Source organism: Bacillus sp. MM2020_4 (assembly GCF_011250555.1).
In the GTDB taxonomy this organism is placed as follows: Bacteria; Bacillota; Bacilli; order Bacillales; family Cytobacillaceae; genus Neobacillus.
The window spans coordinates 1-25,348 of sequence record NZ_JAANMZ010000010.1; the positions used below are offsets into that span (position 1 = coordinate 1).

Here is a 25,348-nt window from a genome sequence, read left to right on the forward strand (position 1 = left end):
TTAACTTCAGTGGAAATTATTGTATAAGATTATTATTTTTGGAAAAAATGGAGGCTATACAGAATGGAGGGTTATGTGAATGAAACGATTTGTTACTTTATTAGTGACATCTTTATTACTTACAAGTTTATGGAGTCCATCTGCTTTTGCTGCTGAGGAAAAAAAGGGTACGGATATCGTCAGCAATGTTAAATCCGCTATTTTAATTGAACGTGATACTGGTACAGTGCTTTATGAGAAAAATAGTAATGAGGAGCTGCCGCCAGCGAGCATGACCAAAATCATGACGATGCTCTTAATAATGGAGGCATTGGATCAAGGAAAGCTAAGATGGGATGAAAAGGTCCGTGCCAGTGAATATGCAGCCTCAATGGGCGGCTCACAAATCTTTCTTGAGCCAGGCGAAGAAATGACAACGAAAGAAATGTTAAGAGGAATTGCGATTGGTTCTGGAAATGATGCTTCTGTTGCCATGGCCGAAAAAATTGCAGGTTCCGAAGAAGCCTTTGTTGATATGATGAACGAGAAGGCAAAAGAACTAGGTTTAAAGCATACGATCTTCAAAAATACGACCGGACTTCCTGTGAGTGGGCATTATAGCACGGCAGCGGATATGGCTGTGATGGCAAAAGAGCTTCTGAAATATGAGGACATTACCAAATTCACAGGTATGTATGAAGCGTATCTTCGTGAAAATACAGATAAAAAATTCTGGCTTGTCAATACAAATAAACTAGTCCGATTCTACCCTGGTGTAGATGGTCTAAAAACGGGCTTTACCGCAGAAGCAAAATACTGCTTAACGGCAACAGCACAAAAAGATGGCATGCGTGTCATTGCTGTTGTTTTTGGAGCTCCGACCTCAAAGGAACGAAATGCGCAAGTAACCAAAATGCTTAATTACGCCTTTGCCCAATATCAAACACATCCCATGTTTAAGCGGAATCAAACAATTGGTCAAGCAAAAATTAGTAAAGGGAAAGAAAAGTCAGTCAGGGCTGTGACAAGTGAACCACTTTCATTGTTAACCAAAAAAGGTGAAAAGACTGAGGATGTGAAACAAAAAATTGTCCTCCAAAAAAATCTAAATGCTCCGATTAAGAAGGGTGACAAAGTTGGCTCGATTAAGCTCGTTAAGGACGGAAAAGTCATTCTTGAAAGCCCATTAGTAGCAGATAAGGATATCAAAGAAGCCGGATGGTGGACATTATATAAACGATCTTTTGGGATGTTTACCAAGGCAGGTAAGTAAACAGTCGCAGCATGTCGAAACCTAAACGATCACGACTATTTTTAGCGAAATAAGACTAGTTTTGTATTGGTAGAAGGATATTACCGTTTGCTAAGCGAATTGACTCACTATACCAGATTAAGGAGGCCGGGGATAGTGAGTCTTATTATTGATATAGAAACTAAACATGATGTCTTATGTATTCGCTTAAGTGGTGAGTTAGATCACCATACAGCGGATGAACTCCGCGAAAAAGCGACAGCGGTCATTGAAAAAAATAATATACGTCATATTGTCTTGAATCTAGAACACCTTTCTTTCATGGATAGCTCTGGATTAGGGGTTATTTTAGGAAGATATAAACAAATAAAACAAGTGCACGGTGAAATGGTCGTTTGTGCAATTTCCCCTGCAATACAAAGACTATTCGATTTGTCAGGTCTATTTAAAATTATTAAAATGGAGCCGACTGAGGAATTTGCATTGCAAAGATTGGGGGTGGCCTGAATGAAGAATGAAATGAACCTTCAATTCAGTGCATTAAGTCAAAATGAGTCGTTTGCCCGTGTAACTGTTGCTGCCTTTATTGCCCAGCTTGATCCGACAATGGATGAGTTGACAGAAATAAAAACAGTTGTTTCAGAAGCCGTGACCAATGCGATTATTCATGGTTATGAAAATGATCCAAATGGAATGGTGCACATTCATGTTTCCATTGAGGATACTCTGATTGAAATGACCGTTAAGGATGATGGTTTTGGTATTAAAGATGTGGAGGAAGCTCGTCAGCCATTATTTACAACGAAACCGGATTTGGAACGGTCCGGTATGGGATTCACCATCATGGAAAATTTCATGGATGAGGTAGAGGTTCATACACAGCCAGGTCGAGGAACCGAGGTTAGATTACGGAAGCATTTAAATTCCAGCAAAATGCTTTGCAATTAAGGAGACTTGCCAATGGATGTGGAGGTCAAGAACGAAAAAAGTCAAACGTATTTAAAGGATCATGAAGTGAAAGAGCTCATTAAAAAGAGCCAAGAGGGAGACCAAAAAGCAAGAGATTTAATTGTTGAAAAAAATATGCGGCTCGTCTGGTCTGTAGTCCAACGGTTTCTTAATAGGGGTTATGACCCGGATGACTTGTTCCAAATTGGCTGCATCGGATTATTAAAATCAGTTGATAAGTTTGACCTTTCATATGATGTTAAGTTTTCCACCTATGCTGTACCGATGATCATTGGTGAAATTCAACGATTTATTCGTGATGATGGAACCGTAAAGGTAAGCCGATCACTGAAAGAAATGGGCAATAAAATCCGAAAAGCAAAGGATGAATTATCAAAGATATTGGGCAGAATTCCGACAGTCAATGAAATTTCGGTACATTTGGATCTTTCGCCTGAGGATGTAATCCTTGCTCAAGAAGCAAGCCGAACACCTTCATCCATTCATGAAACAGTTTATGAAAACGACGGGGATCCAATTACATTGCTGGATCAAATTGATGACGGGAATGAAGGTAAATGGTTTGATAAAATTGCCTTAAAAGAAGCAATCCGGGAATTGGATGAACGGGAAAGACTTATTGTTTATTTGCGTTATTATAAGGATCAAACCCAATCTGAAGTAGCCCTGAGGCTGGGGATTTCCCAGGTTCAAGTATCAAGATTGGAAAAAAAGATTTTACAACAAATGAAAGACCGTATGGATCTCTAATCCATACGGTTTTTTCATTTTCATACATGAACCTACACCCTATTAAACATACTACATATACAAGGAAAACACTGTTTGGGAAGTGAATGTTTTGGAAAATACAGTTTACATCCGCATGCGGAATCGAGTCCAATCCGCACCGGAAGAAAAAGTTTTACTAAAGGATGTTGCCCAAATCATTGCCCCGGAAGAAATCCTAGCAAATTTAAACTCAATGATGATTCATCAATTAACTACTAAGGACCGGAATATTGTGGTTATAGATGTGATGAAAGTCATCAAATTGATCGTTAAAACGTTTGGGGATTTGGAAGTTCAAACTATTGGTCCTGCACAAACGATTATTGAAGTAACGTTTAAAAAGAAAGGTGTTTCTATTCCTTTTTTTCTTTTAATATGGTTTCTGCTATTTTTTGGTTCAGCAATGGCAATTATGAATTTTCATGATGATGTGAGTATGAGAAGTGTGCATGAGAAAATCTATACCATCATAACGGGTGAGAAAGAAGCAAAGCCACTACTTTTTCAAATTCCTTATTCCATTGGTTTAGGTCTAGGAATGATTCTTTTCTTTAATCATGTTTTTAAGAAGAGAATCAATGAGGAACCCAGTCCACTTGAAGTAGAAATGTTTAATTATCAATTGGATTTAGATAATTATGTGATTATCCATGAAAATAAGGAAAGTATGAAAAAACTAAATGACGACGATTAAAATTTTGGCTGTTCTTTTTTTAGGTTTAGCAAGTGGATTGACGGTTGGTTCAGGTTTTGTGGCATTCCTTACAGTACTTGGGGTGATACCAAGACTGATGCAGCTAAGCAAAACAATGAAAATGATTCACCAGTATGAATGGGCTGTTGTTATTGGTGCTTTGACAGGGGTATTATCAAGCCTTAGGGATCCTGCATTACATATTTCATCGTTTTTTTTGATTCCATTAGGCATTACTGGTGGGATATTTGTAGGTATGATGGCGGCAGCACTAACTGAGGTGCTAAATGTCCTGCCAATTCTTGTGAAAAGAATCAGGCTGGATGGACAAATAATCATTTTAATCATGGCAATCGTATTCGGAAAAATATTTGGTGCTATTTTTCAATGGCTATATTTTGTTCATCATTAAAAGGGTTTGACATGAAAGGACATCAAAGTATGAGCAAACGGAGGCGCGTTATTTTAGTTACAGACGGTGATGATTATGCAAAAAGAGCTATTGAGCATGTTGCACATGAGATCGGCGGGCGATGCATTTCCAGTTCTCATGGAAATCCGACAACATTATCGGGTCCAGAAATCGTTAAATTAATTAAACAAGCGGCACATGACCCCATATTAGTAATGTTTGATGATAGCGGCATCGTGGGGGAAGGGGCAGGCGAATCCGCATTGAAATATGTTGCATTACATAAGGATATTGAAGTTCTGGGGGTCATTGCAGTTGCTGCAAAATCAAGACATGAGGAATGGTCAAGGGTCGATATAAGTATCGATCGCGATGGAGAGGTTACATCCTATGGGGTAGATAAGTTTGGTATAGCAGAACTGGAAATTGGGAGAATAAATGGAGATACCGTTTATTGTCTTGATGAATTGGATGTGCCCATTGTCGTAGGTGTTGGTGATATTGGCAAAATGGCAAGACACGATTCCTATAAAATTGGGTCACCGATCACGAAAAAAGCAGTGGAATTAATTCTTGAAAGGAGTGGTTTCCATGACGGTCAAAAATGAACAAGATTGGCCAATCCCGGAATCTGTGAATGAAATTGAAAATTATATGAAACAACGGGTGGGACTCGGGGTAAGCTTTGATATCGGGATTAGGAAGTTGAAAATTCTAAAGAAAGATGTCCATATCTATTATGTTAATGGGTTATGTGATTCACTATATATCATTCAGTTAATTGAAGAATTAGTAGAAATCAATGATCATGAAAAATTATCAACGGACATATTTAAAGTTATTGATAATAGGCTTGTTAATCAATCGGTTGAACGGGTTACAACGCTTGATAAAATTGTCGTTCAAGTTTTGTCCGGGTTAATTGCAGTAGTAATTGAGGGGGAAAATACAGCCCTTGTTATCGACGTTAGAAGCTATCCAGGGAGGTCGCCACAAGAACCTGATACTGAAAAGGTTGTTCGCGGTGCTCGTGATGGATTTGTTGAAAACATTGTGCTTAATACGGCTCTAACAAGAAGAAGAATCCGGGACGAACGATTGCGCTTTGAAATGTTTAAAGTGGGGGTTCGATCGAAAACGGATGTAGCGTTAGGTTATTTAGAAGATGTGGCAGACGCAGAATTACTAAATATTCTCAGAAAAGAACTTCAGGCTATTGATGTGGATGGCATTCCAATGGCAGATAAGACGATTGAGGAGTTTATTGTGAAACAAGGCTGGAATCCCTTTCCGTTGGTTAGATATACGGAAAGAGCAGATGTAGCTGCGGCACATATTTTAGAGGGGCATGTCATAATTTTTTGTGATACATCTCCAAGTGTCATTATTGCACCTGCTACCTATTTCCATCATGTACAGCATGCGGAGGAATTCCGGGAATCACCGGCAATGGGGACGTTTGTCCGATGGACACGGTTTTTAGGTGTCTTAGCATCGATTGCCTTACTTCCTTTATGGTTATTGTTTGTACTGGAGCCTTCCTTATTACCTGAAAAGGTATCCTTTATTGGGCCAAATGAACAAACCAATATTCCGGTAGTTGTTCAATTAATACTAGCCGATTTTGGGATTGAATTTTTAAGAATGGCAGCCATACATACCCCAACGCCATTATCAACAGCAATGGGCTTAATTGCAGCGGTATTGATTGGTCAAATTGCGATTGATGTGGGTTTATTTGTGCCGGAGGTCATTCTTTATGTTGCTGTGTCTGGGATTGGTACATTTACGACCCCAAGCTATGAGTTAGGTGTGGCCAATAAAATGGCTAGAATGGCTTTAGTGATTTTAGTAGCTATATTCCATACACCTGGCTTTATTATTGGTAGTACTTTATTATTCTTATTTGTTGTTAAAATGCGTGCCCTTAATACACCATACTTCTGGCCGTTTCTCCCGTTTGAACCAAAAGGATTTATGCAGATTGTCTTCCGAAGGGCAATTCCAGGTTCACTCTTAAGACCAAGTATCGTGCACCCTCGAAATCGTTTCCGACAGCCTCCTGGGGCGAATGAGAAATAATTGCGGTTTTTTTACAGTTATGCTAAAGTAATTTTAATTAAATAAAGGGATAAAGGATTAAAAATAGGCAGTATCTTATGGAGATTCTGTCTATTTATTTATTATAATGGTCTACATAAACTATAGTGAGTTGTGCAGGAGAGAGGGAATAGAATGTATTTTTACGGATCAACGGGTGTAAATAAAAACGGAAATTTGGAAATAGGCGGGGTGGATGCTGTTGAGTTAACACGGCAATTTGGAACGCCTCTATATGTATACGATGTTGCCTTAATGAGAGAAAGGGCGCGGGGCTTTAAAAAAACATTTGATGACCTAAATGTTAAGGCACAAGTCGCATATGCAAGTAAAGCATTTTCGACTGTTGCGATGATCCAGTTAGCAGAAGAAGAGGGATTATCACTTGATGTCGTTTCAGGCGGCGAATTGTATACCGCAATTGTAGCCGGGTTTCCGGTAGAAAGAATACATTTTCATGGAAATAATAAAAGCCGCGAAGAATTAGAAATGGCTTTAAACCAAAGAATTGGTTGTATTGTGGTAGATAATTTTACAGAATTGGAACTTTTGAAAGCACTTTGCCATGAAAAAAATGTGAAGGTCAGTATCCTCTTGAGGGTTACTCCCGGAATAGAAGCACATACCCATGACTATATTTTAACAGGTCAGGAGGATTCCAAATTTGGTTTTGACCTCCAAAACGGACAGGCAGAAGAGGCTTTAAAAGCAGCCATTCAGTTTGAATATTTTGATGTTCTTGGCCTTCATTGTCACATTGGATCTCAGATTTTTGAAACAACTGGTTTTTTACTTGCTGCAAAGAAAATTGTTGAAAAGATGGAATGCTGGAAGCATGAATTATCCTTCGAAGCAAGGGTGTTAAATCTTGGCGGAGGCTTCGGGATCCGCTATACAAAAGAGGATGAGCCGATCCAGCCATCACAATATGTTAGTGAAATTATTACTGAAGTGAAAAGATTAACGGATCAGTACTCATTAACCATGCCGGAAATTTGGATTGAGCCTGGCCGGTCACTTGTCGGCGATGCGGGAATTACTCTTTACCAGGTGGGGTCTTCCAAAGAAGTTCCCGGTGTCAGAAAGTATCTAGCAGTTGATGGTGGAATGAGCGATAATATTCGTCCTGCACTTTATCAGGCAAAGTATGAAGCCGTTCTTGCTAATAAACCATTAGCGAAAGCAAATGAAACGGTCTCCATAGCCGGAAAATGCTGTGAATCTGGTGATATGTTAATCTGGGATTTACCACTGCCAGAAGCGGGTGAAGAGGATATCCTTGCCGTTTTCTGCACGGGTGCATACGGTTATTCTATGTCAAACAACTATAACCGAATTCCACGTCCTGCAGTTGTATTTGTTGAAAACGGGAAAGCAACCCTAGTTGTAAAAAGAGAATCATATGAAGATTTAGTAAGATTAGATTTACCGTTAAAATAAGAAAAGGCTGTCGCAAACGCGGCAGCTTTTTTGGGTTATTTAAGAAAAAATCGATTTAATGGCGTCAATCAGCCAGATAAAAAATTGTTTAACTTTCTCTAAAAATCCTTGCCCCTTTTCAGAGTGAAGGAAGTTTGAAATCTTGTCTTTTGCTTTACTTAGCTGGTCACTAACCTGGTTCCAGTCAATGTTTAAATCCTTCAGTTTATTAAAAAAGTCAATCAGCCTTTGCATTTCATTGTCTGAAAGGGTAACATTTAAATCCTTTGCAGCTTGCTCTATAATATTCCGTAATTCTTCATCATTTTTTGGCTTGTTTTTAGCCATCTCTTCTTTAACTTTTGCAATTAAGGCTGCAGCATTTTTTTCACCAATAGAATCGCCCAGTTTGGCTGTCTCCACCATCTCTTGGTTAGCGGCCTGTTTAACTTCTTCTGGAATGGTTTTATCGGCAGAAATTTCATATGCCTTGATAATTCCTGTTAGGGCCGCAGTTCCAGATACGGCAATCGGGGCAGTAATATAGATATTTGCATCTTTAACTCCAGCAGTTATCAAGGCATTCAAATACATTTCATCGGTGACCCAGTTGATATTCTTTGTTTTTACCGTAATCCCGGAACCCTTTGGTGCGACGGTAATAGCTGAGGAAGAGATGGCCTTTGTTCCGATAAATGATTTTGCGACGTATTTGCCCAAATATTGATGTTCTTCTTGATTTGATACAGTTACAATTTGAACATCCGTAGGTGCTCCCATTTCTGCTAATAAATTATTTTTTTGCTCAGTGGTCAAATTTTCACCTAATGTGACAATCATATCTCCCTCAGCCATGTCTGCGAAACCACGGATAGGATGGAAGAATATGACTGTTAACACTAGAAGAATCATGATCTTTTTCATTGTTAGCCTCCTTGAAGTAATAACTCTAGTCAAACCTCTTTTATAATATAACCGAAACCACTAGTATAAACGTACTTTTTAATCCGGAAGTTTCATAGATTTGAAACGTTAATGGGAGAAATTGCAAAAATAACAAGATAAAATAGATTATTTTTGTTATTTGGTGTAGAATGGTGGTCAGGAATAAAGTTTTTTGGAGGAACATTTTTCATGAAAAGAAATTGGGTATTATTTGGTATCCTTATCGGTATCTCTGTCATCTGGGGATTGATCTACTGGCTATTTGTTGTACCTAATCGGTAATCTTATCCTGAAATTTGATGATTGTCTTATTTTTATGTATGATGGTGCATAGTGAAACACAATCAATTCAACTACATATAATGAATAAATGTTTAGTAATGATTATTCTGGAAAAATATTCTATTGTTAAACCAAGAAATTTATCGGTTTATTTCATATAATGAGGGATCAAAATGTTAATTCGTTATAAGAAGACATTCGAAAAAATTGCTATGGGTTTATTGTCCTTTATGCCAACTGAAAAGGATTTGAAAAAACTTCAGCAAACAATAAAGGAATATGAGACAGAAGAAGAATGGCAGCTTTTTCTCTGGAAGGAAGAAGACATTATTGGACTTCTCGGTGTCCTATATCAGAAAGAGGAAAATGTCATAGTGATCCAGCATATTTCGGTTAACCCTTCCCATCGTTTTCAAGGAATTGGTAAAAAAATGGTGAAGGCCTTAAAGGAAATGTACACTGATAAAGAATTAATCTCAAACGAAAATACGGCAGCATTTATTGAAAAATGCGATGTTTGCTAACTGGGGCCTATAAAAAGGCAGAAAATAGGTTTATTTTCTGCCTTTTCGCATTCTTAAAGACTGTTCTCTCTCCGCGATTACATTAGCTCTATTACGCAACTTGTGGCGATGAATGAGACCGCTATTCGTGATATCACTATCTTTGCCCCATTGAAAGCCTTCATGTTCACAATAGCTTCCGCAAATTTTTAGAAGGTTTGAATCACAGATGGGCAAATTATAGCTATAATAGGGTGTTGCTTTTTCAATTAATGACAATCGTTCTATTAATAGCTGGTGAAGGAGTGATGGGCTTAAGCCTATTTTTACTAACTCACCAGCTTGGGTGTCTAAAATTCTTATGGCTTTTTCCAATGTTTTTTTTGCCCCATTAAAATTGCTTCTTCGGTGATGATATGTTGAAACAGCCATAAGGATTAGACCGACCCAGACGGATGACTTGTTCCTGGAATCTATCCCTTTCCAATATTCTTCAAGCACTTCATGGCACTCAAAATAATCTCGATCACCGTGAAAATGGGTTAAAAATTGGATATATTCTTTTGGGTACAAGAGATCCCTCCTTTTTTGAACTATGTAAATTCTAGTTTATCATAAGTTTGCAGATTCCTTAGTAAAAAAACCCGTCAGGATTGACGGGTTTCTATGCTTCTTTAATTATTAACTAATAAACCCAAGAAGCACCTACGATAATTAACAAAATGAATAAAACGACGATTAAAGCAAATCCGCCTCCAAATCCGCCATCCATATTAAACCCTCCTACATATTTATTTTCTTTTCCTTGTCATAATATGTGGAAGTTTTGTCCATTGTTATGGGCAAACATCATGTTTTGATAATTAAGCATGGTAAGGTTGATTTTTCTATTGGATTACCTCTCGTGAATCCTCTATACTATTAATAGTTGATATACATGATAAACAAATTTTATTTATGAAGAATTTTGGTGAATAAACATGCCGTATCAGGTGAAGATTGATGCGTTTGAAGGTCCGTTAGATTTGCTTCTCCATTTAATTAACCGGCTAGAAATTGATATTTATGATATTCCTGTTGCTGAGATTACCGAGCAATATTTACTATATATTAAAACAATGAACGAGCTCCAACTGGATGTTGCAAGTGAATTTTTAGTAATGGCAGCGACATTACTAGTGATAAAGAGCAAAATGCTTTTACCCAAGCATGAAGAAGTTTTCGATGAAGTAGACGCTGAAATGCCTTATGAGGAAGATCCAAGAGATGAGCTTGTGGAGCGTCTGATTGAGTATCGAAAATATAAAGAAGCCGCACATGACCTAAAAACGATGGAAGAAGAACGTGGACTAATGTATACCAAGCCGCCAAGTGATCTTTCCAATTTTGCAAAAGAAAAACAGCCTGAGAAGACTGAGTTAAATGTCTCCTTGTATGATATGCTGGCAGCATTCCAAAAACTGTTGCGGAGAAAAAAGTTACAACGACCAATAGCAACTAAAATTGCCCGCCAAGAAATATCGATTGAGAAAAGAATGGCGGAAATTATGGATGAATTAACACAGCTTAAAGGAAGAAAAAACTTTAATGAATTATTTCCAAATCCGGCTAAGGAACATATAGTGGTGACCTTTTTAGCTGTTTTGGAATTGATTAAAAGAAAAGTGATTGATGTGGAGCAGAAAGAAAACTTTGGTGATATCTTTGTTGAAGCTGTTGCGGAGGGAGCGGAAGTAGTTGGAAATCATTAATTGGAGCAGCATTCTTGAAAGCCTACTGTTTGCAGCGGGTGATGAAGGTCTTTCACTCAAGCAAATAGCAGAGGTTTTAGAGGTTGATGAGCTTATGGCGAGTGGAATGATTGAGGAGCTAAGAAAAGAATACGCTGAAATCAATAGAGGCATTATGATTGTCCAGCTTGCCGGAACCTATCAGCTGGCAACAAAGAAGGAAAATGCCATCTATTTAAAGAAACTAGTGGATTCCCCGCATACTTCTACATTATCACAGGCTGCCTTAGAGACATTGGCAATCATTGCTTATAAACAGCCGATTACCCGTGCCGAAATTGAGGATATTCGCGGTGTGAAAACAGAAAGACCACTGCATACCCTTGTCTCAAAGGTATTAATAAAAGAGGTTGGCCGGGCAGAAGGGACTGGAAGGGCTTATCTATATGGGACTACAAAAGAATTTCTGGACTATTTTGGTTTAAAAAGTTTAAAAGAACTACCGCAGCTCCCGGAAAAAGTCGAGGAAGAATTTATTCAGGAGGAAGCGGACTTGTTTTTCGAAAAATTTCAGGAAACAATAAACTCTTAAATCTCAATTGTAGGATTAAATTTATGCTAAAATAAACATATGTTTTTAGTAATTCAAGAAAGCTTAAGCATTTTGACAAGGAGCGGGATTAAGTTGCTAATTAAAGAGTGTAAAGGATTTGAATTAGAAAAAGAAAAATCAAATACATCAGAGGACTTTTTTAACAGAAGTGAGGTCACCTTCATCGAGGATGGTAAGGAAAAGACGTTGCATGTTCTGTACGTAAGGTACTTTGATCAACTCTTTGCTGAATTCACTCCATTTCAGCAAGACCCCGTAATAGTTCAAGAAGGTAATGAAGTTTATTTCAAAGAAATGGTTGCACTAATTTGCCTCTTAAAAAATCCGGGCCTTCGCAGCCGAAAGCGCCTATATATTAATTCTAAGCAAGAGTTTGCTTCATATTTTCAAGATATTAACTTTACTAAATTTCCAGAAATAATGCTTGCCCTTAAACAAAAAAAGGGCTACGAACTTCGTTCTCCACTGGAGTTCATCCTACAACCGAAATAATATGAAATGGTAATCCAGGGGAAATTTAAGGGGGATAATAATGGGGAATTCATTGGTTAAATCACAACTAAAGGATGTTAAGGAATTTTTAACAAAATCAATTTCAACAATTGAAGAATTTTTAAATGAAACGACGATTTCGGAATTGAAAGTAGAAAATGAAGAAGAGCGTAGCTACAATAAATTAATCTTTGCCCATTTACGTAAATTGGCTGTTTATAGTACAGAATGTTTAGAAACATGTTCAGTTATCCTGCTAAATGAGCCTTTTCAAAAAGCAGCTGCCGAAAAGACACTTTATAAAATTTACCATCAATGTATTGAAGAGTTTTTCTCGCCGAAAAATGATGCTTGGTTCGAAGATAGCCGTTCTGCCTATACAGGAAGAAATTCAATTAAATTTTTTAGAAACGTTTCAGAAAGTGTTGTCCACCTTTTAAAGGATCTAGAAGGAGATTTCCAAAGAATTAGGGAAGAACTGGAGTACTATGAGACCGATTATCGAACAAAAATGATCCAATCAAAATAAACTAGGGTTCAAAGGCTGTCCTTATAATAAGGGCAGCCTTTCTCGTTCTTAACACGCTTTATTCCTCATACCATTTAGGTAGATTGTTTGAATACTAAGCCGGGTTATTGCGGGAAAGGAATGGGAATTCAATGGATCGATTTAGCCGATATGTTCATGAGTTATTCGATTGGAATGAGCAAATGAAACAATTTCTTCAATCGGAAAAGGTGGGAGAGGACTCGGAATTATGGGAAAAACTTGATGCATTTACCGAATTAATTGAAAGCACTAACCGAGAGTTGTCAACGGAGGAACTTCTTGGGCTTCAGGTAAAGGCTGAAAATATCCATGAACAAATGGAACATTATTTTAGAAAAAAACAAGAAATAGGAAATATTTGGATTGTGGAAAAAACGCTTCCTCCCGGTGGCCATACCTTACCGGATCTTTCCTATCCCTATAATGCATTAGAGCCATATATATCCGAGGAAATCATGAGATTGCACCACGATAAGCACCATCGTTCATATGTGGATGGATTAAATCGAGCCGAACTCAACCTTAAGAAGGCAAGAGAAACGAATGATTTTTCCTTCATTAAACATTGGTCACGGGAGCTTGCTTTTCACGGGTCAGGACATTACCTTCATACGATTTTTTGGAGAAATATGACTCCGAATGGCAATGGAGGTCCTCAAGGCTTATTAAAGCAAGAAATAGAAGGATATTTTGGAAGCTTTGAGGCTTTTAAACGTCAATTCTCTGAAGCTGCCAAGCAAGTGGAAGGAGCTGGCTGGTCAATATTGGTCTGGTCACCAAGGGCCAGGCATTTGGAGGTGTTACAATCAGAGCGTCATATGTTATTGACGCAGTGGGATACGATACCTCTCCTTGTTCTTGATGTTTGGGAGCATGCCTACTATCTGCAATACAAAAACAATAGGGCGGATTACGTAGATCAATGGTGGAATATAGTCAATTGGCATGAAGTTGAAATGAGGTTTGAAAAAGCTGCGGATATAAAATGGCCTGCTTTTTAATGCTGTCTCCATTCGAAGACTCGTCAAAAGACGAGTTTTCTTGTTCTTATGAGAGCTTATCCTGCATAGACTTGTACAAAGCCTAAAGCTACAAGTAGACAGATAAAAAGGAGACGAGGTTAAACCAATGAAAATGATTGTTAAGCTAGTGACACTTTCCCTCATAGTCTCACTATTGATTGTAAACATTCCTCAGAAGGTTGATGCCGCCCTCGGAGTAAGTGCTGCTAGTGCCGTCCTAATCGAGCAGAAAACTGGACGAGTTCTCTTTGAGAAAGATGCACACACAAAAAGGAGAATTGCGAGTATAACAAAAATCATGACAGCCATTCTTGCGATTGAATCGGGAAAAATGAATCAAAAGGTTAAAGTGAGTGAGCAGGCAACCCGTGCCGAGGGGTCGTCTGTCTATTTAAAACCAGGAGAAAAAATAAAGCTTAACGATCTTGTCTATGGTTTGATGCTAAGATCCGGAAATGACACAGCAGTGGCAATTGCCGAGCATGTAGGGGGAAGTTTGGATGGATTTGTCTATTTAATGAATCAAAAGGCAAAGGAAATTGGGATGTATGATACCCATTTCGCCAATCCGCATGGTCTTGATGATCATGAAAATCATTATTCAACGGCATATGATATGGCTATCCTCATGCGCTACGCAATGAAAAATAAAACTTTTCAAGAAATCACAGGTACCAAGGTTTATAAAGCCCCGAACCCAACAGAAAATTGGGATAGAGTGTGGAAAAACAAGAATCGTCTTCTTTCAAAATATAAATATTGCACAGGTGGAAAGACGGGCTTTACAAAGCGTGCAAAAAGAACGCTTGTCACCACCGCAACAAAAGGGGATATGGATTTAATTGCTGTAACTTTAAATGGTCCGGATGATTGGAATGATCATATCTCCATGTATGAAGGCGGGTTTAAAGGGTTTGATATGGCAGAAGTGTTAGTGAAGGGGAAAATTGATACCGCGAAAAACAACTATTATAAGGATCAATTATTTGTAAAAAAATCAATTGTTTACCCCGCCACAAGTGACGAAATGAATTTGTTTTCAGTGAAATATAAATTATTTAAACCCAATAAAAAATGGACGAGTTCTAAAAATGAAGTAATTGTCGGGAAAGCAGCTGTTTATTTGGATGGAAAGGTTGTCCAGGAAACACCGATTTACTACCAAAACAATTCAAAACAAAAGAAAAAAGGTTTGTTAGAATTTGTTAAGGAAATTTTTCTTTCAGTAGTCGGAGTAAATGCCAATGGTTAATTATATTTGGGTATTTATGACAATCGTCGGTATCCTTTTCGCATTGATCAATGGGACAATGGAGGCGGTGAATAAGGCTGTTTTTGATGGTGCCAAGGAAGCAGTAATCCTTTGTATCGGTCTTATTAGTGTACTTGTTTTCTGGCTTGGGATGATGAGGATTGCTGAAGAATCAGGCCTACTTGAAAAGCTGTCAAAGCTATTTCGCCCGCTCGTGAAAGTTTTATTTCCTGAAGTCCCTCCTAAACATCCGGCAATGGGCTATATTCTGTCAAATATGATATCCAACATGTTTGGTTTAGGAAATGCCGCCACACCACTTGGAATTAAAGCGATGGAGGAGTTAAAGAAATTAAATGACGGTAATGATGAAGCAAGCAGGTCAATGGTTACCTTTTTGGCAATTAATACAGCCAGTATTACCATTATCCCCACAACAGTAATTGCAATTAGAATGAATTATCAATCCGTATCACCTACCGAAATTGTTGTCCCAACTATTATTGCCACCATCCTATCGGCAATAGGAGCAGTGCTGATAGACCGCTATTTTTATTATCGTAGAAGCCGAAAAGGATGATTTAGCTTATGGAGATATTCGCTAAAATTTCGCTAACTTTTATTCCTTTGTTAATTGGGTTTATACTTTTATATGGAACTTTTAAAAAGGTTCCAACCTACGAAAGTTTTGTGGAGGGTGGAAAAGAAGGGATTAAAATTGCCGTATCCATCATTCCTTTTCTAGTTGGTATGTTGGTCGCAATCTCCATTTTCCGTGCTTCTGGTGCTTTAGACGCTTTAATGAATTGGATTAGGCCGGTGATGAAATCGATGGGAATCCCGGCAGAAATTGTTCCATTGCTCATTATTAGACCGATTTCGGGTACAGCCGCGCTGGGGATGACAAGTGATTTAATTGCTTCTTATGGACCGGATTCTTTTATTGGCCGTCTAGCATCCGTGCTGCAAGGTAGCACGGATACTACCTTTTACGTTTTAACTGTTTATTTCGGTGCCGTTGGGATAAAAAAAATGGGGGATGCCCTAAAGGTTGGGCTTCTAGCAGACGTTGTGGGGATTATTGTCTCCATTATTATTGTAACCTTTATTTTTGGCACAAAATAGTAGGAAGAAGGGGGTATGTTCCTTTTGGGGCATACTTTTTTATTTTTGCTTTAATTTAATACCCGTTACTTTGAAAAGTGGAGAAATTGTGTCATAATTCATTAGGATAGAATAGCAAATAGGCTTGGGTTATAAATAGGAATGACTCCTTTTTATCTGTGAGATTATATCTATCGGAAAAATTTTGAGGTGAATTGAATGGAAAGATTACAAAAGGTAATAGCTCGAGCGGGCATTGCTTCTAGAAGAAAATCTGAGGAACTTATAAAAGAAGGAAGAGTAAAAGTTAATGGAAAAGTGGTTACAGAGCTTGGAGTGAAGGTTTCTCCCTCTGATAAAGTAGAGGTAAATGAAATACAGATTGAGAAAGAAGAACCCGTTTATTTTCTTTTATATAAACCAAGAGGGGTTATTTCAAGTGTTAGTGATGATAAGGGCAGGAAGGTTGTCACGGATTTCTTTTCCCACTTTAAAGAAAGAATTTTCCCTGTAGGGCGTCTTGATTATGATACCTCCGGCTTGCTGTTGTTGACAAATGATGGCGAATTTGCCAATTTACTTATGCACCCAAAGAATGAACTGGATAAAGTGTATGTGGCGAAAATAAAAGGAATTCCTTTAAAAGAAAACCTTAGGAAGTTGGAAAAAGGAATTCGCCTCGAGGATGGTAAAACAGCACCTGCCAATGTCAAATTATTATCTGCAGATAAGAAAAAGCAAACCGCAATCGTTGAAATCACCATTCATGAAGGACGAAATCGCCAAGTTAGAAGAATGTTTGAAGCTATTGGGAATGAGGTCCTTAAATTAAAACGTGAACGGTATGGCTTCTTGACATTAAACGGTTTAAAAACAGGAGAGGCAAGAGAGCTGACTCCTCATGAAGTAAAACAACTGCGTGCCCTTGCGATGGATAAACTTAAGAAAAAGTCATAAAATCGACACAATTATCACTCTCCTTTACACTATGCGGATATTGGAAAGTGCTATAATTTAAGTCGACTGTGTATGTGATTTACTGGAGGTATAATTATGAAAAAACGGCGATTAGTGATAAGAACGATTATTTTACTTGTACTAGGTGCAGCCGTTGCCTATTCACTTTATTCAAATCTTACAAAAGATAATAAACAAAAGGTCTCGCAAGGTGATCAAGCACCTGACTTCGTCTTAGTTGATATGCAGGGAAACAAGCACCGTCTTTCTGATTACCGAGGGCAGGGAGTATTTTTAAATTTTTGGGGAACGTGGTGCCCTCCTTGTAAGAAAGAAATGCCATATATTAATAATCAATACCATCAGTTTAAAGATAATGGTGTACAGGTTTTATCCGTCGATATACAGGAGCCTGACCTTGCCGTTAATCAATTTGCTGAACGTCTTAAGCTTGATTTCCCGATTATGATTGATAAAGAAAAAGAAGTCATGAATGTGTACGGTGTGGATTTGTTGCCCGCAACCTTTTTAATTGATAAAAATGGTAAGGTGGTCAAATATTATACCGGCGAATTGACGGAATATAAGATTAAGGAGTTTATGGAGAAAATAAAACCATAAGGGATTGTAGGGAGTTTTTTAAAATGAAAGATGTGAAATGTGAATGCGGGCATGTGAATCCGCATGGAACCGTGTTATGTGAAGCATGTGGTAAAGTGCTGGACGAACGAGAGCGTAATAATAAAGAACTTCTTGATATGCGCTATGAGGGGAGCGCCCGCCGCTCACAAACTTATAGTAAAACCTTTATAGATAAAATTTGGAATTTCTTCTCGTCAGTTAAAGTCGGTGTCTGGCTGATTATCATAACCCTACTTGCTTCCATTCTTGGAACAATTCTACCGCAAGAGATGTATATTAACCTCCCGGCAGATGTGTATTATGAGCAGGAGTATGGCTGGTTTGGAACAGTATATTACCAATTAGGCCTACATGATTTGTATGGTTCATGGTGGTACTTATTATTAATTGCCATGATTGGCATTTCACTTGTTATTTGCAGTCTTGATCGCGTGATTCCCTTATATAAGGCATTAAAAGCCCAAAGAGTCACAAGACACGAGGGTTTTTTAAAGCGCCAACGGGTATATGGTGTGAATGAAAACATCGATGAAAATGATATCGCGACAGTGAAGCAGCATTTAAAGGGAAGACGCTATCATGTTCGCGAAGAAAATGGCGATTTATTAGCGGAAAAAGGACGATTTTCCAGGTGGGGTCCCTATGTAAACCATGTTGGCCTTATTATCTTTTTATTTGGCGGGATGCTTCGTTTTATTCCTGGTTTTTATGTGAATGAGAATTTATGGGTAAAAGAAGGAGAAACAGCAGTTATTCCTGAAACTGGTGAAAAGTTCTACTTAAAAAATAACCAATTCATTCTGCAGCATTATGATAAAAATGAAGATAAAACCTTCAAAAAGGCAATTGAAATGGCCGGTGATGTTGTTAAGAATTATCAATCCAACATCGTTTTATATGAACGGGTCAGCCAAAATCTTCCTGGGGAAAAGCCGAAATTAGAGAAAGTAAAAGAATACAAGGTTCAAGTTAATCACCCACTAACCTTCGATGGGTATTCGGTTTTCCAATCCTCATATAGAAGTGAGCTTAAACAAATGAACTTTTTGCTTACAAAAAAAGATACGAATCAAACTTTTGGGGAGATAAACGTCAATCTTGAGGATCCAAAGGCTACATATGATCTTGGGAATGGCTATTCAGTTAAGATTCTAAATTATTTTCCAGATTTTGAATTTGATAAGAATAAGGAGCCAACAACAAAATCGCGTACACCAAATAACCCTGCATTTATCTTTCAAATGACTTCTCCTGATAAAGAACCAGAAACGAGCTTTGTCGCCATCAAGCAAACCATCGAGCCATTTGGTGACAATACGTATAAGATGGCTTTTAAGGGAATTGAAACCAAAAATGTTTCAGGTTTTACTGTCCGCAAAGATTCATCGTTATGGGCAATTATTTTAGGCGGTATCCTATTTATGATTGGTGTTATCCAGGGTGCCTATTGGAACCATCGACGGATCTGGATTCAAAATAAAAATGGCCAGATTTGGATTGCGGCGCACACGAATAAAAATTGGTATGGCTTAAAGCGGGAAATTGAAATGGTAATAAAAGATACAAAGCTTGAAATTCCGGAGGATCAGCTTCAGAGGGAAAATACGGACAAGGAGGGCGTCTAGTTGGCAGCACTGAGTAGTAATTTGTTATTTATAGCTTTTATATTATATTTAGTTGCGACCCTGTTTTACGGTGGATCGATTAAATCAAAAAAGGATTTGAATGGAAAGAAAGGAACAAACCGCTGGGGGACAATTGCTGTCTTTTTGACGATAGTGGGTTTTATTTCGCAGCTTGGTTATTTTATCACCAGATGGATTGCGGCGGGGCACGCCCCGGTAAGTAATATGTTTGAGTTTACCACGTTTTTTGGGATGGCCTTAGTTGGTGCATTTATCGTTATTTATTTTATTTACCGAACAACTTTGCTGGGATTATTTACAATGCCGGTGGCCATTCTAGTTATTGCTTATGCAAGTATGTTCCCTAAGGAAATTACGCCGTTAATACCGGCATTACAAAGTTATTGGTTACATATTCATGTGACCACTGCAGCAATTGGGGAAGCTATCCTAGCGATTAGCTTTGCTGCAGGGCTTATTTATCTTGTGAAGGCAATTGATCAAACTAAATCAAGCAAACGAACTTTTTGGCTTGAAATAGTTATGTTTTCATTAGTTACCGTGCTCGGATTTGTAGCTGTATCATCAGTATTTTCAGGAATTGGATATCAGGAAAAATTCAATTGGACAGATAAACATGGTACAAAGGCTGTTGTAGAATATAAAATGCCAGCTATTACCGGACCGCATGAGAGCGAATTACTAACAAAGGAAGGCTTTAACCCGTTGGTTGAAATGCCGGCTTTCATCAATGCGAAGAAAGCTAATACTGTTATTTGGTCATTACTGTCAGGGCTAGTACTCTATGGGGTAATTAGAGTAATCTTAAGGAAGCGAATTGCTGCAGCACTTCAGCCGCTTGTAAAAAATATTAAGCTCGATTTTGTTGATGAGATTAGTTATCGATCAGTGTTAATTGGTTTCCCGGTGTTTACCCTGGGTGCACTCATTTTTGCAATGATTTGGGCGCAAATGGCATGGTCTCGGTTTTGGGGCTGGGACCCAAAAGAGGTTTGGGCCCTTATCACGTGGTTATTCTATGCCGCGTTTATGCATTTACGCCTCTCCAAGGGATGGCATGGTGAAAAGTCAGCATGGCTAGCGGTAATTGGCTTTGTAATTATTATGTTTAACCTTGTAGCCGTTAATCTAGTTATTGCTGGTCTTCATTCATACGCAGGTTAATATTCAAATTTTATAGCCTTCACTTTTTAAAAAGTGGGGGCTTTTTTTACCTCCGCTTTTCGTTGTCAAATTTTTGACACTTTTTAAAGTAGTAATTACCGTGAAAATATAGAAAAATACCATACCATTTTGTACAATAAACTTCATGGGGGGATTAATAATGGAAAAAGACGTGAAAATTTTAGTTGTAGATGATGAAGAAAGAATTCGCCGTTTATTAAAAATGTATTTAGAGCGTGAAGAATATATAATCGATGAAGCTGAGGATGGAAATGAAGCGTTAACAAAAGCAATGGCAAATGATTATGATGTTATTCTGCTTGACCTAATGATGCCTGGCAAGGATGGAATTGAGGTATGTCGTGAATTAAGAGAAAAAAAGGCTACTCCCGTAATTATGTTAACTGCGAAGGGTGAAGAAATCAATCGCGTTCAAGGCTTTGAAGTTGGAACAGATGACTACATTGTCAAACCATTTAGCCCTCGGGAAGTAGTCCTCCGAGTAAAAGCGCTTTTAAGAAGATCATCACAAACAAGTTATTTGCAAACCGAAACAACAACAAAGGATGTCATTGTTTTTCCACATTTAACGATTGACAATGATGCGCATAGAGTATTGGCTGATGGCAAGGAAGTAAGCTTAACACCGAAAGAGTACGAATTACTTTATTTCCTTGCAAAGGCACCTGATAAGGTGTTTGATCGCGAGCAATTACTCAAGGAAGTTTGGCATTATGAATTTTTCGGTGATTTACGAACGGTTGATACGCATGTAAAGCGTCTCCGTGAAAAATTAAATAAGGTGTCAGAAGAAGCGGCAAGAATGATTGTAACGGTTTGGGGAGTCGGATACAAATTTGAGGTTGTAAATGAATGACTTTTTTAAGAAGTGTAGTCGGTAAACTCTGGTTTACCATCCTTTTACTGGTATCCTTTATCCTATTTATTTTAACAGTCATGCTATTGGAATTCTTCCAAAACTACAACATAGAACAGACAAAAAAAGACTTGACAGATACGGCGGAAAAAATTGCCTATGTTTTGGAAGGACATCCGGATAAATTATCACTTGGTTTAGAAATATCTTGGGAATTTATCGATGATGTCACAAAAGTGGTTGTTGTAAAGAATGAGGAAGAGGTTTATTATTCTCCAAATACTGTACAAACAAAAAAGTTGTCGATCCAGGATATTAAAAAAGACCCGGATTTGAGAAAAATATTTCATAATAACAAAAAGGTTGAAAAGATTACCAATCTTTCAACTAAGAACGGTATCGAGGATGCCACGTATTCCATTATTGGTGTCCCGCTCCATCTTCATGGAGAAAAAAATGGTGCGGTATTTATTTATCAATCGTTAGAAGCTATGCAAGAAACATCACATTCTGCAACAAAATTCATTTTATTGGTAGCCGGTGTTGCCATTATTTTAACCACTATTTTTGCCTTCTTTCTTTCGACTCGAATAACAGCGCCGTTAAGAAAGATGAGGGAGGCGGCATTTGAAGTGGCCAGGGGGAAATTTGATACGAAAGTCCCTATCTTGACTCATGATGAAATAGGGGAGCTGGCAACAGCTTTTAACCAAATGGGCAGGCAGTTGAAGTTCAATATGAATGCTCTTAGTCAGGAAAAAGAGCAGCTAGCCAGTATATTAAGTAGTATGGCAGATGGAGTCATCACGTTTAATCGTGATGGGACCATACTTATTACGAATCCTCCTGCGGATCGTTTCCTTCAATATTGGTATTATGAAAAAGGGGGATTCAGTGCAGATTCAGAATCCATTCCTTCACAGGTAATGGAACTTTTTCAACAAGCGGTAGATACTGAAAAAGAACAAATCGGGGAAATTTCCCTACAAGGACGGCATTGGGTCATTTTGGTTAGTCCGCTATACAGCAATCAATTTATCCGTGGAGCTGTGGCGGTTCTAAGGGATATGACTGAGGAAAGACAATTAGATAAAATGAGAAAAGACTTCATTGCCAATGTTTCACATGAACTTAGAACGCCAATTTCCATGTTACAAGGATATAGTGAAGCGATTGTGGATGATATTGCCCAATCACAGGAAGAGAAAAAGGAAATGGCAAAAGTCATCTATGATGAATCATTGCGTATGGGCAGGCTGGTAAACGAATTGCTTGACCTCGCCCGGATGGAAGCAGGACATATTCATTTATCGATGGAGGATATTGACATTTCTACTTTCGTCAATCGGATTATCCATAAATTCCAAGGGTTGGCGAAAGATAATGAGATTATCTTGAAAGCGGATGTAGAAGATGTGGTTACGGCGTTTATATTTGATCCGGATCGAATTGAGCAGGTACTGACTAACTTGATTGATAACGCTATTAGGCATACACCAAAGGGTGGAGCTGTTACTTTAACGGTAAAGTTAGAAGACAATGGAATTAGAATGGAAGTAAAAGATTCCGGATCTGGGATCCCTGCGGAAGATCTGCCCTTCGTTTTTGAACGTTTTTATAAAGCTGATAAAGCAAGGACGAGGGGGAGAGCGGGTACAGGACTTGGACTTGCAATTGCAAAAAATATTATTGATGCCCACCGCGGCCATATTTCTGTGCAAAGTAAAATGGGACAAGGTACAACATTTTCCTTCCTGCTTCCACGAAAAAAGTAAAATAAACCATCATTTTGCCGATTGTTCTTGATTCACGAGAAACAATTAAAAGCGGAAGCGCCTTGCTAAGGGGCGACAGGCATAAGACGAGCCGGCGAGAAGGTTGCTCTTTAACCTTCTTGACGGATTGGCTTATGACCCCGAGCCCCTAGGCGCTGGAGCTAGATATGAATGAAAAACTCATCCAAAACGGATGAGTTTTTTTACCTATTTATATTCCTTCCAAAAAGTCCCTTCCTTTTTTAGCAAAAAAAGCCTATATTTAATACGGTGAAACTTTTTATACCTATACATCGACTAATATAATTGAACGGGGAGGGGAATTGATGGACTCCGTTTTCGATGAGCTATATCAAAAATATCATCATGACGTTTTTCAATTTCTATTTTATATGGTTAGAAATAAAGAGCAGGCTGAGGACCTTGCCCAAGAGGTTTATATTCGCGTTTTTAAATCCTATCATCGTTTTGAAGGGAAAAGTAGTGAAAAAACATGGTTGTTTTCGATTGCTAGAAATGTGGCCATCGACTTTTTCCGTAAACAAAAGGGCTGGAAGGAAAGAATATTTGAAAAGTTTGATTGGTCGACTAATCAAGTAAAAGATGAGAATCCGGTACCAGAAGAAATTACCGTACAAAGAGAAGAAATTAAATGGATTTACAAATGTCTTGAGTTTTGCACGTTGGATCAGCGCTCTGTAATTATTCTGCGTTATTTACAGGATTTGTCCATATCTGAGACTGCTCAAGCACTGGGCTGGACGGAAAGTAAGGTTAAAACAACACAACACCGCTCCTTGAAAGTTTTGAAGAAACAGATGGAATTATTTTATGAAAAGGGGGGAGTTACAAGTGAAAAAGTCAGAGTGGAGCGATAATGAGCTCGAAGAATTATTAAGGCAAATGCCGAAAATACTAGATCATCGCAATCCTCGTGACATTTACCAAAATCTTTCCTTAAAAAGGCGTAAAATAAAATTATGGCTATTTCCTGGGATTGCAGCTGCAGCCGCATTACTTCTATTTTTCATTCTAGCACCAATGGTAATGGATGAGACAAATTTATCCTATGATAAAATGCAAGACGAAAAATCTTCAGTAAATCAAGAAATGAAAATGACTGCAAGGGATTTTACCAACGAAACTGAAAATGATGAAGTAGCTACAAAGGGGAAGGCTAATGCGGAAGCAGGTCAGCGAAGCATAATGAAAGCTGAAAGTATAAAAACAGCCATTTATGAGGATGAATTAGAGAAGGGGACGACTGTATTCACCTATTGGATTCCAGACCCACAAGTGCAAATTTTAATTCCTATTTCTATTATTGCGAAGAATTCTGAAGATCAAGCCTGGCTTCCTCAATATACTAAGGAAATGGCCATTTTGACGGAGGAAGAATGGGGATTATCAGAATTTTATCCATTAAATGGGACAATGAAGCTTGATGAAAATACTAGCAGCGTCATGGTTGATGTTCCTTCCAACCATCAGTACGGACAGGGTTCAACCAATGAAATCAATTTTATGAATGTAGTAAAAAAGGATATTTCCGCTAATAGTAATCTCAAAAAGATAAAATTCTCAACAAATGGAGTGCCAGGAATAGAATTAGGTAATTTCGGAAAGCTTGAAGAAGTGGATGTTGTTCCTGATAAAAGGCATGCCTACCTATTTTATTACCCCGAAGGAAGTGACATACCATTTCTTACTCCGACAAATGATACCTATAATGATATTACTACTGCAATAGAAGTAATGAAGTCTGATCAGCCCTTATTAGGTCTAAAGAACTCTTTGCGGCCCTTAATGCCGTTACATGATGTGTCAGTCTCTGACAAAACTTTATTTGTCTCATTAAAGGGGAATACGAGTCTGGATGATAACCAGCAGTCATCCTCTTCGTTTGAAGCACTGCTTCTGACAGCAAAGGAATTCGGACTTGAAAAAGTTGTCATAAAGGATTCCTCCATTCCATTTATTGGTTCCTTCGATTTATCAAAGGATATCAAGGTACCAATAGCACCAAATTTACGAATTACAGAATGAATGGTAAAAATCAACCTACTCGGTTGATTTTTTTTTGAATAAAATATGAAGGGACTCCAAATTATAACAAGTATGGTCATGTTAGTCTGATGCGCAATTTGTTCTAAACGTGAATTCACGAACATATGGTGTGGAAGAGAGCACAAGATATT

29 protein-coding genes are annotated in these 25,348 nt (G+C 38.1%); 26 read left to right on the forward strand and 3 right to left on the reverse strand.

Features of this window, described 5'->3' with window-relative positions:
* Positions 1-79 precede the first annotated feature (79 nt).
* The 9 genes from G6554_RS09085 to lysA all read left to right on the forward strand — a co-directional run bounded on the left by G6554_RS09085 (position 80) and on the right by lysA (position 7,617).
* Entirely contained in the window at positions 80-1,252 is a 1,173-nt protein-coding gene (locus G6554_RS09085) for a D-alanyl-D-alanine carboxypeptidase family protein (RefSeq protein ID WP_166240961.1), read from the forward strand.
* 135 nt (positions 1,253-1,387) lie between these two features.
* Positions 1,388-1,738: an anti-sigma F factor antagonist gene (gene spoIIAA, locus G6554_RS09090; protein ID WP_166240963.1), complete on the forward strand. Its 351-nt coding sequence runs from the start codon at positions 1,388-1,390 to the stop codon at positions 1,736-1,738.
* Positions 1,739-2,179: an anti-sigma F factor gene (gene spoIIAB, locus G6554_RS09095; RefSeq protein WP_166240966.1), complete on the forward strand. Its 441-nt coding sequence runs from the start codon at positions 1,739-1,741 to the stop codon at positions 2,177-2,179. It abuts the gene before it with no gap.
* A gap of 12 nt (positions 2,180-2,191) precedes the next feature.
* Entirely contained in the window at positions 2,192-2,950 is a 759-nt protein-coding gene (sigF, locus tag G6554_RS09100) for an RNA polymerase sporulation sigma factor SigF (protein WP_166240968.1), read from the forward strand.
* 91 nt (positions 2,951-3,041) lie between these two features.
* Positions 3,042-3,665: a stage V sporulation protein AA gene (locus G6554_RS09105; RefSeq protein WP_166240970.1), complete on the forward strand. Its 624-nt coding sequence runs from the start codon at positions 3,042-3,044 to the stop codon at positions 3,663-3,665.
* A complete protein-coding gene (locus tag G6554_RS09110) occupies positions 3,652-4,077 on the forward strand; it encodes a stage V sporulation protein AB (protein WP_166240972.1) in 426 nt (141 codons plus the stop codon). Before G6554_RS09105 ends, G6554_RS09110 begins: the two co-directional genes overlap by 14 nt.
* 29 nt (positions 4,078-4,106) lie before the next feature.
* Complete coding sequence (gene spoVAEA / locus G6554_RS09115; RefSeq protein WP_166240974.1) at positions 4,107-4,685, forward strand: stage V sporulation protein SpoVABEA; 579 nt, start codon at positions 4,107-4,109, stop codon at positions 4,683-4,685.
* Entirely contained in the window at positions 4,669-6,159 is a 1,491-nt protein-coding gene (locus G6554_RS09120) for a spore germination protein (RefSeq protein WP_166240976.1), read from the forward strand. Before spoVAEA ends, G6554_RS09120 begins: the two co-directional genes overlap by 17 nt.
* Positions 6,160-6,312: 153 nt before the next feature.
* Entirely contained in the window at positions 6,313-7,617 is a 1,305-nt protein-coding gene (gene lysA, locus G6554_RS09125; protein ID WP_166240978.1) for a diaminopimelate decarboxylase, read from the forward strand.
* A gap of 39 nt (positions 7,618-7,656) precedes the next feature.
* On the opposite strand, the gene G6554_RS09130 is transcribed toward lysA, so the two are convergent.
* Complete coding sequence (locus tag G6554_RS09130; RefSeq protein ID WP_166240981.1) at positions 7,657-8,520, reverse strand: DUF1002 domain-containing protein; 864 nt, start codon at positions 8,518-8,520, stop codon at positions 7,657-7,659.
* Positions 8,521-8,996: 476 nt separating this feature from the next.
* Here G6554_RS09130 and G6554_RS09135 point away from each other — a divergent pair, with 476 nt between their 5' ends.
* The gene (locus tag G6554_RS09135) at positions 8,997-9,347 is read left to right on the forward strand and encodes a GNAT family N-acetyltransferase (RefSeq protein ID WP_166240983.1); all 351 of its coding nucleotides are present in this window, start codon (positions 8,997-8,999) and stop codon (positions 9,345-9,347) included.
* A 30-nt stretch (positions 9,348-9,377) separates the two neighbouring features.
* Here the strand turns inward: G6554_RS09135 and G6554_RS09140 are convergent, their stop codons facing one another.
* Both G6554_RS09140 and G6554_RS09145 read right to left on the reverse strand, forming a co-directional pair.
* Positions 9,378-9,899 (reverse strand): DUF309 domain-containing protein, encoded by a 522-nt coding sequence (locus tag G6554_RS09140; RefSeq protein WP_166240985.1) that lies wholly within the window; start codon positions 9,897-9,899, stop codon positions 9,378-9,380.
* Positions 9,900-10,011: 112 nt separating this feature from the next.
* Complete coding sequence (locus G6554_RS09145; RefSeq protein ID WP_166241169.1) at positions 10,012-10,098, reverse strand: YjcZ family sporulation protein; 87 nt, start codon at positions 10,096-10,098, stop codon at positions 10,012-10,014.
* 208 nt (positions 10,099-10,306) lie between these two features.
* Here G6554_RS09145 and G6554_RS09150 point away from each other — a divergent pair, with 208 nt between their 5' ends.
* The 16 genes from G6554_RS09150 (at position 10,307) to G6554_RS09225 (ending at position 25,196) form a co-directional block, all read left to right on the forward strand.
* Positions 10,307-11,077: a segregation/condensation protein A gene (locus G6554_RS09150; RefSeq protein ID WP_166240987.1), complete on the forward strand. Its 771-nt coding sequence runs from the start codon at positions 10,307-10,309 to the stop codon at positions 11,075-11,077.
* Positions 11,064-11,648: an SMC-Scp complex subunit ScpB gene (scpB, locus tag G6554_RS09155; protein WP_166240989.1), complete on the forward strand. Its 585-nt coding sequence runs from the start codon at positions 11,064-11,066 to the stop codon at positions 11,646-11,648. The genes G6554_RS09150 and scpB overlap by 14 nt, the downstream gene beginning before the upstream one ends.
* Positions 11,649-11,741: 93 nt before the next feature.
* Positions 11,742-12,161, forward strand: coding sequence for a hypothetical protein (locus G6554_RS09160; RefSeq protein WP_166240991.1), 420 nt, complete (start codon positions 11,742-11,744; stop codon positions 12,159-12,161).
* Between the two features lie 40 nt (positions 12,162-12,201).
* Positions 12,202-12,690: a DUF3907 family protein gene (locus G6554_RS09165; protein WP_166240994.1), complete on the forward strand. Its 489-nt coding sequence runs from the start codon at positions 12,202-12,204 to the stop codon at positions 12,688-12,690.
* Positions 12,691-12,821: 131 nt separating this feature from the next.
* Positions 12,822-13,712, forward strand: coding sequence for a superoxide dismutase (locus G6554_RS09170; protein ID WP_166240996.1), 891 nt, complete (start codon positions 12,822-12,824; stop codon positions 13,710-13,712).
* A gap of 127 nt (positions 13,713-13,839) precedes the next feature.
* Entirely contained in the window at positions 13,840-14,985 is a 1,146-nt protein-coding gene (locus tag G6554_RS09175) for a D-alanyl-D-alanine carboxypeptidase family protein (RefSeq protein ID WP_166240998.1), read from the forward strand.
* Complete coding sequence (locus G6554_RS09180) at positions 14,978-15,565, forward strand: nucleoside recognition domain-containing protein (RefSeq protein ID WP_166241000.1); 588 nt, start codon at positions 14,978-14,980, stop codon at positions 15,563-15,565. Before G6554_RS09175 ends, G6554_RS09180 begins: the two co-directional genes overlap by 8 nt.
* A gap of 8 nt (positions 15,566-15,573) precedes the next feature.
* A complete protein-coding gene (locus G6554_RS09185) occupies positions 15,574-16,110 on the forward strand; it encodes a spore maturation protein (RefSeq protein ID WP_166241002.1) in 537 nt (178 codons plus the stop codon).
* Between the two features lie 198 nt (positions 16,111-16,308).
* A complete protein-coding gene (gene rluB / locus G6554_RS09190) occupies positions 16,309-17,046 on the forward strand; it encodes a 23S rRNA pseudouridine(2605) synthase RluB (protein ID WP_166241004.1) in 738 nt (245 codons plus the stop codon).
* Between the two features lie 96 nt (positions 17,047-17,142).
* Positions 17,143-17,667, forward strand: a complete 525-nt coding sequence (gene resA, locus G6554_RS09195; protein WP_166241006.1) for a thiol-disulfide oxidoreductase ResA — start codon at positions 17,143-17,145, stop codon at positions 17,665-17,667.
* A 23-nt stretch (positions 17,668-17,690) separates the two neighbouring features.
* The gene (resB, locus tag G6554_RS09200; protein ID WP_166241009.1) at positions 17,691-19,313 is read left to right on the forward strand and encodes a cytochrome c biogenesis protein ResB; all 1,623 of its coding nucleotides are present in this window, start codon (positions 17,691-17,693) and stop codon (positions 19,311-19,313) included.
* Positions 19,314-20,498 (forward strand): c-type cytochrome biogenesis protein CcsB, encoded by a 1,185-nt coding sequence (gene ccsB, locus G6554_RS09205; RefSeq protein WP_166241011.1) that lies wholly within the window; start codon positions 19,314-19,316, stop codon positions 20,496-20,498.
* 160 nt (positions 20,499-20,658) lie between these two features.
* Positions 20,659-21,375, forward strand: a complete 717-nt coding sequence (locus G6554_RS09210; protein ID WP_166241013.1) for a response regulator transcription factor — start codon at positions 20,659-20,661, stop codon at positions 21,373-21,375.
* Entirely contained in the window at positions 21,372-23,150 is a 1,779-nt protein-coding gene (locus tag G6554_RS09215) for an ATP-binding protein (RefSeq protein ID WP_166241015.1), read from the forward strand. The genes G6554_RS09210 and G6554_RS09215 overlap by 4 nt, the downstream gene beginning before the upstream one ends.
* Before the next feature lie 326 nt (positions 23,151-23,476).
* Entirely contained in the window at positions 23,477-24,028 is a 552-nt protein-coding gene (gene sigX / locus G6554_RS09220; RefSeq protein ID WP_166241017.1) for an RNA polymerase sigma factor SigX, read from the forward strand.
* On the forward strand, positions 24,003-25,196 hold the full coding sequence (locus G6554_RS09225; protein WP_166241019.1) for a hypothetical protein: 1,194 nt from the start codon (positions 24,003-24,005) through the stop codon (positions 25,194-25,196). Before sigX ends, G6554_RS09225 begins: the two co-directional genes overlap by 26 nt.
* Positions 25,197-25,348: the final 152 nt, after the last annotated feature.

Excerpts from the sequence above, each read along its gene's own strand:
- G6554_RS09085 (WP_166240961.1), top strand. The coding sequence starts at position 80 with ATGAAACGATTTGTTACTTTATTAGTGACATCTTTATTACTTACAAGT.
- spoIIAB (WP_166240966.1), top strand. The coding sequence starts at position 1,739 with ATGAAGAATGAAATGAACCTTCAATTCAGTGCATTAAGTCAAAATGAG.
- sigF (WP_166240968.1), top strand. The coding sequence starts at position 2,192 with ATGGATGTGGAGGTCAAGAACGAAAAAAGTCAAACGTATTTAAAGGAT.
- G6554_RS09110 (WP_166240972.1), top strand. The coding sequence starts at position 3,652 with ATGACGACGATTAAAATTTTGGCTGTTCTTTTTTTAGGTTTAGCAAGT.
- spoVAEA (WP_166240974.1), top strand. The coding sequence starts at position 4,107 with ATGAGCAAACGGAGGCGCGTTATTTTAGTTACAGACGGTGATGATTAT.
- G6554_RS09120 (WP_166240976.1), top strand. The coding sequence starts at position 4,669 with ATGACGGTCAAAAATGAACAAGATTGGCCAATCCCGGAATCTGTGAAT.
- lysA (WP_166240978.1), top strand. The coding sequence starts at position 6,313 with ATGTATTTTTACGGATCAACGGGTGTAAATAAAAACGGAAATTTGGAA.
- G6554_RS09130 (WP_166240981.1), bottom strand. The coding sequence starts at position 8,520 with ATGAAAAAGATCATGATTCTTCTAGTGTTAACAGTCATATTCTTCCAT.
- G6554_RS09135 (WP_166240983.1), top strand. The coding sequence starts at position 8,997 with ATGTTAATTCGTTATAAGAAGACATTCGAAAAAATTGCTATGGGTTTA.
- G6554_RS09145 (WP_166241169.1), bottom strand. The coding sequence starts at position 10,098 with ATGGATGGCGGATTTGGAGGCGGATTTGCTTTAATCGTCGTTTTATTC.
- G6554_RS09150 (WP_166240987.1), top strand. The coding sequence starts at position 10,307 with ATGCCGTATCAGGTGAAGATTGATGCGTTTGAAGGTCCGTTAGATTTG.
- G6554_RS09165 (WP_166240994.1), top strand. The coding sequence starts at position 12,202 with ATGGGGAATTCATTGGTTAAATCACAACTAAAGGATGTTAAGGAATTT.
- G6554_RS09170 (WP_166240996.1), top strand. The coding sequence starts at position 12,822 with ATGGATCGATTTAGCCGATATGTTCATGAGTTATTCGATTGGAATGAG.
- G6554_RS09175 (WP_166240998.1), top strand. The coding sequence starts at position 13,840 with ATGAAAATGATTGTTAAGCTAGTGACACTTTCCCTCATAGTCTCACTA.
- G6554_RS09180 (WP_166241000.1), top strand. The coding sequence starts at position 14,978 with ATGGTTAATTATATTTGGGTATTTATGACAATCGTCGGTATCCTTTTC.
- G6554_RS09185 (WP_166241002.1), top strand. The coding sequence starts at position 15,574 with ATGGAGATATTCGCTAAAATTTCGCTAACTTTTATTCCTTTGTTAATT.
- rluB (WP_166241004.1), top strand. The coding sequence starts at position 16,309 with ATGGAAAGATTACAAAAGGTAATAGCTCGAGCGGGCATTGCTTCTAGA.
- resA (WP_166241006.1), top strand. The coding sequence starts at position 17,143 with ATGAAAAAACGGCGATTAGTGATAAGAACGATTATTTTACTTGTACTA.
- resB (WP_166241009.1), top strand. The coding sequence starts at position 17,691 with ATGAAAGATGTGAAATGTGAATGCGGGCATGTGAATCCGCATGGAACC.
- G6554_RS09210 (WP_166241013.1), top strand. The coding sequence starts at position 20,659 with ATGGAAAAAGACGTGAAAATTTTAGTTGTAGATGATGAAGAAAGAATT.
- G6554_RS09215 (WP_166241015.1), top strand. The coding sequence starts at position 21,372 with ATGACTTTTTTAAGAAGTGTAGTCGGTAAACTCTGGTTTACCATCCTT.
- sigX (WP_166241017.1), top strand. The coding sequence starts at position 23,477 with ATGGACTCCGTTTTCGATGAGCTATATCAAAAATATCATCATGACGTT.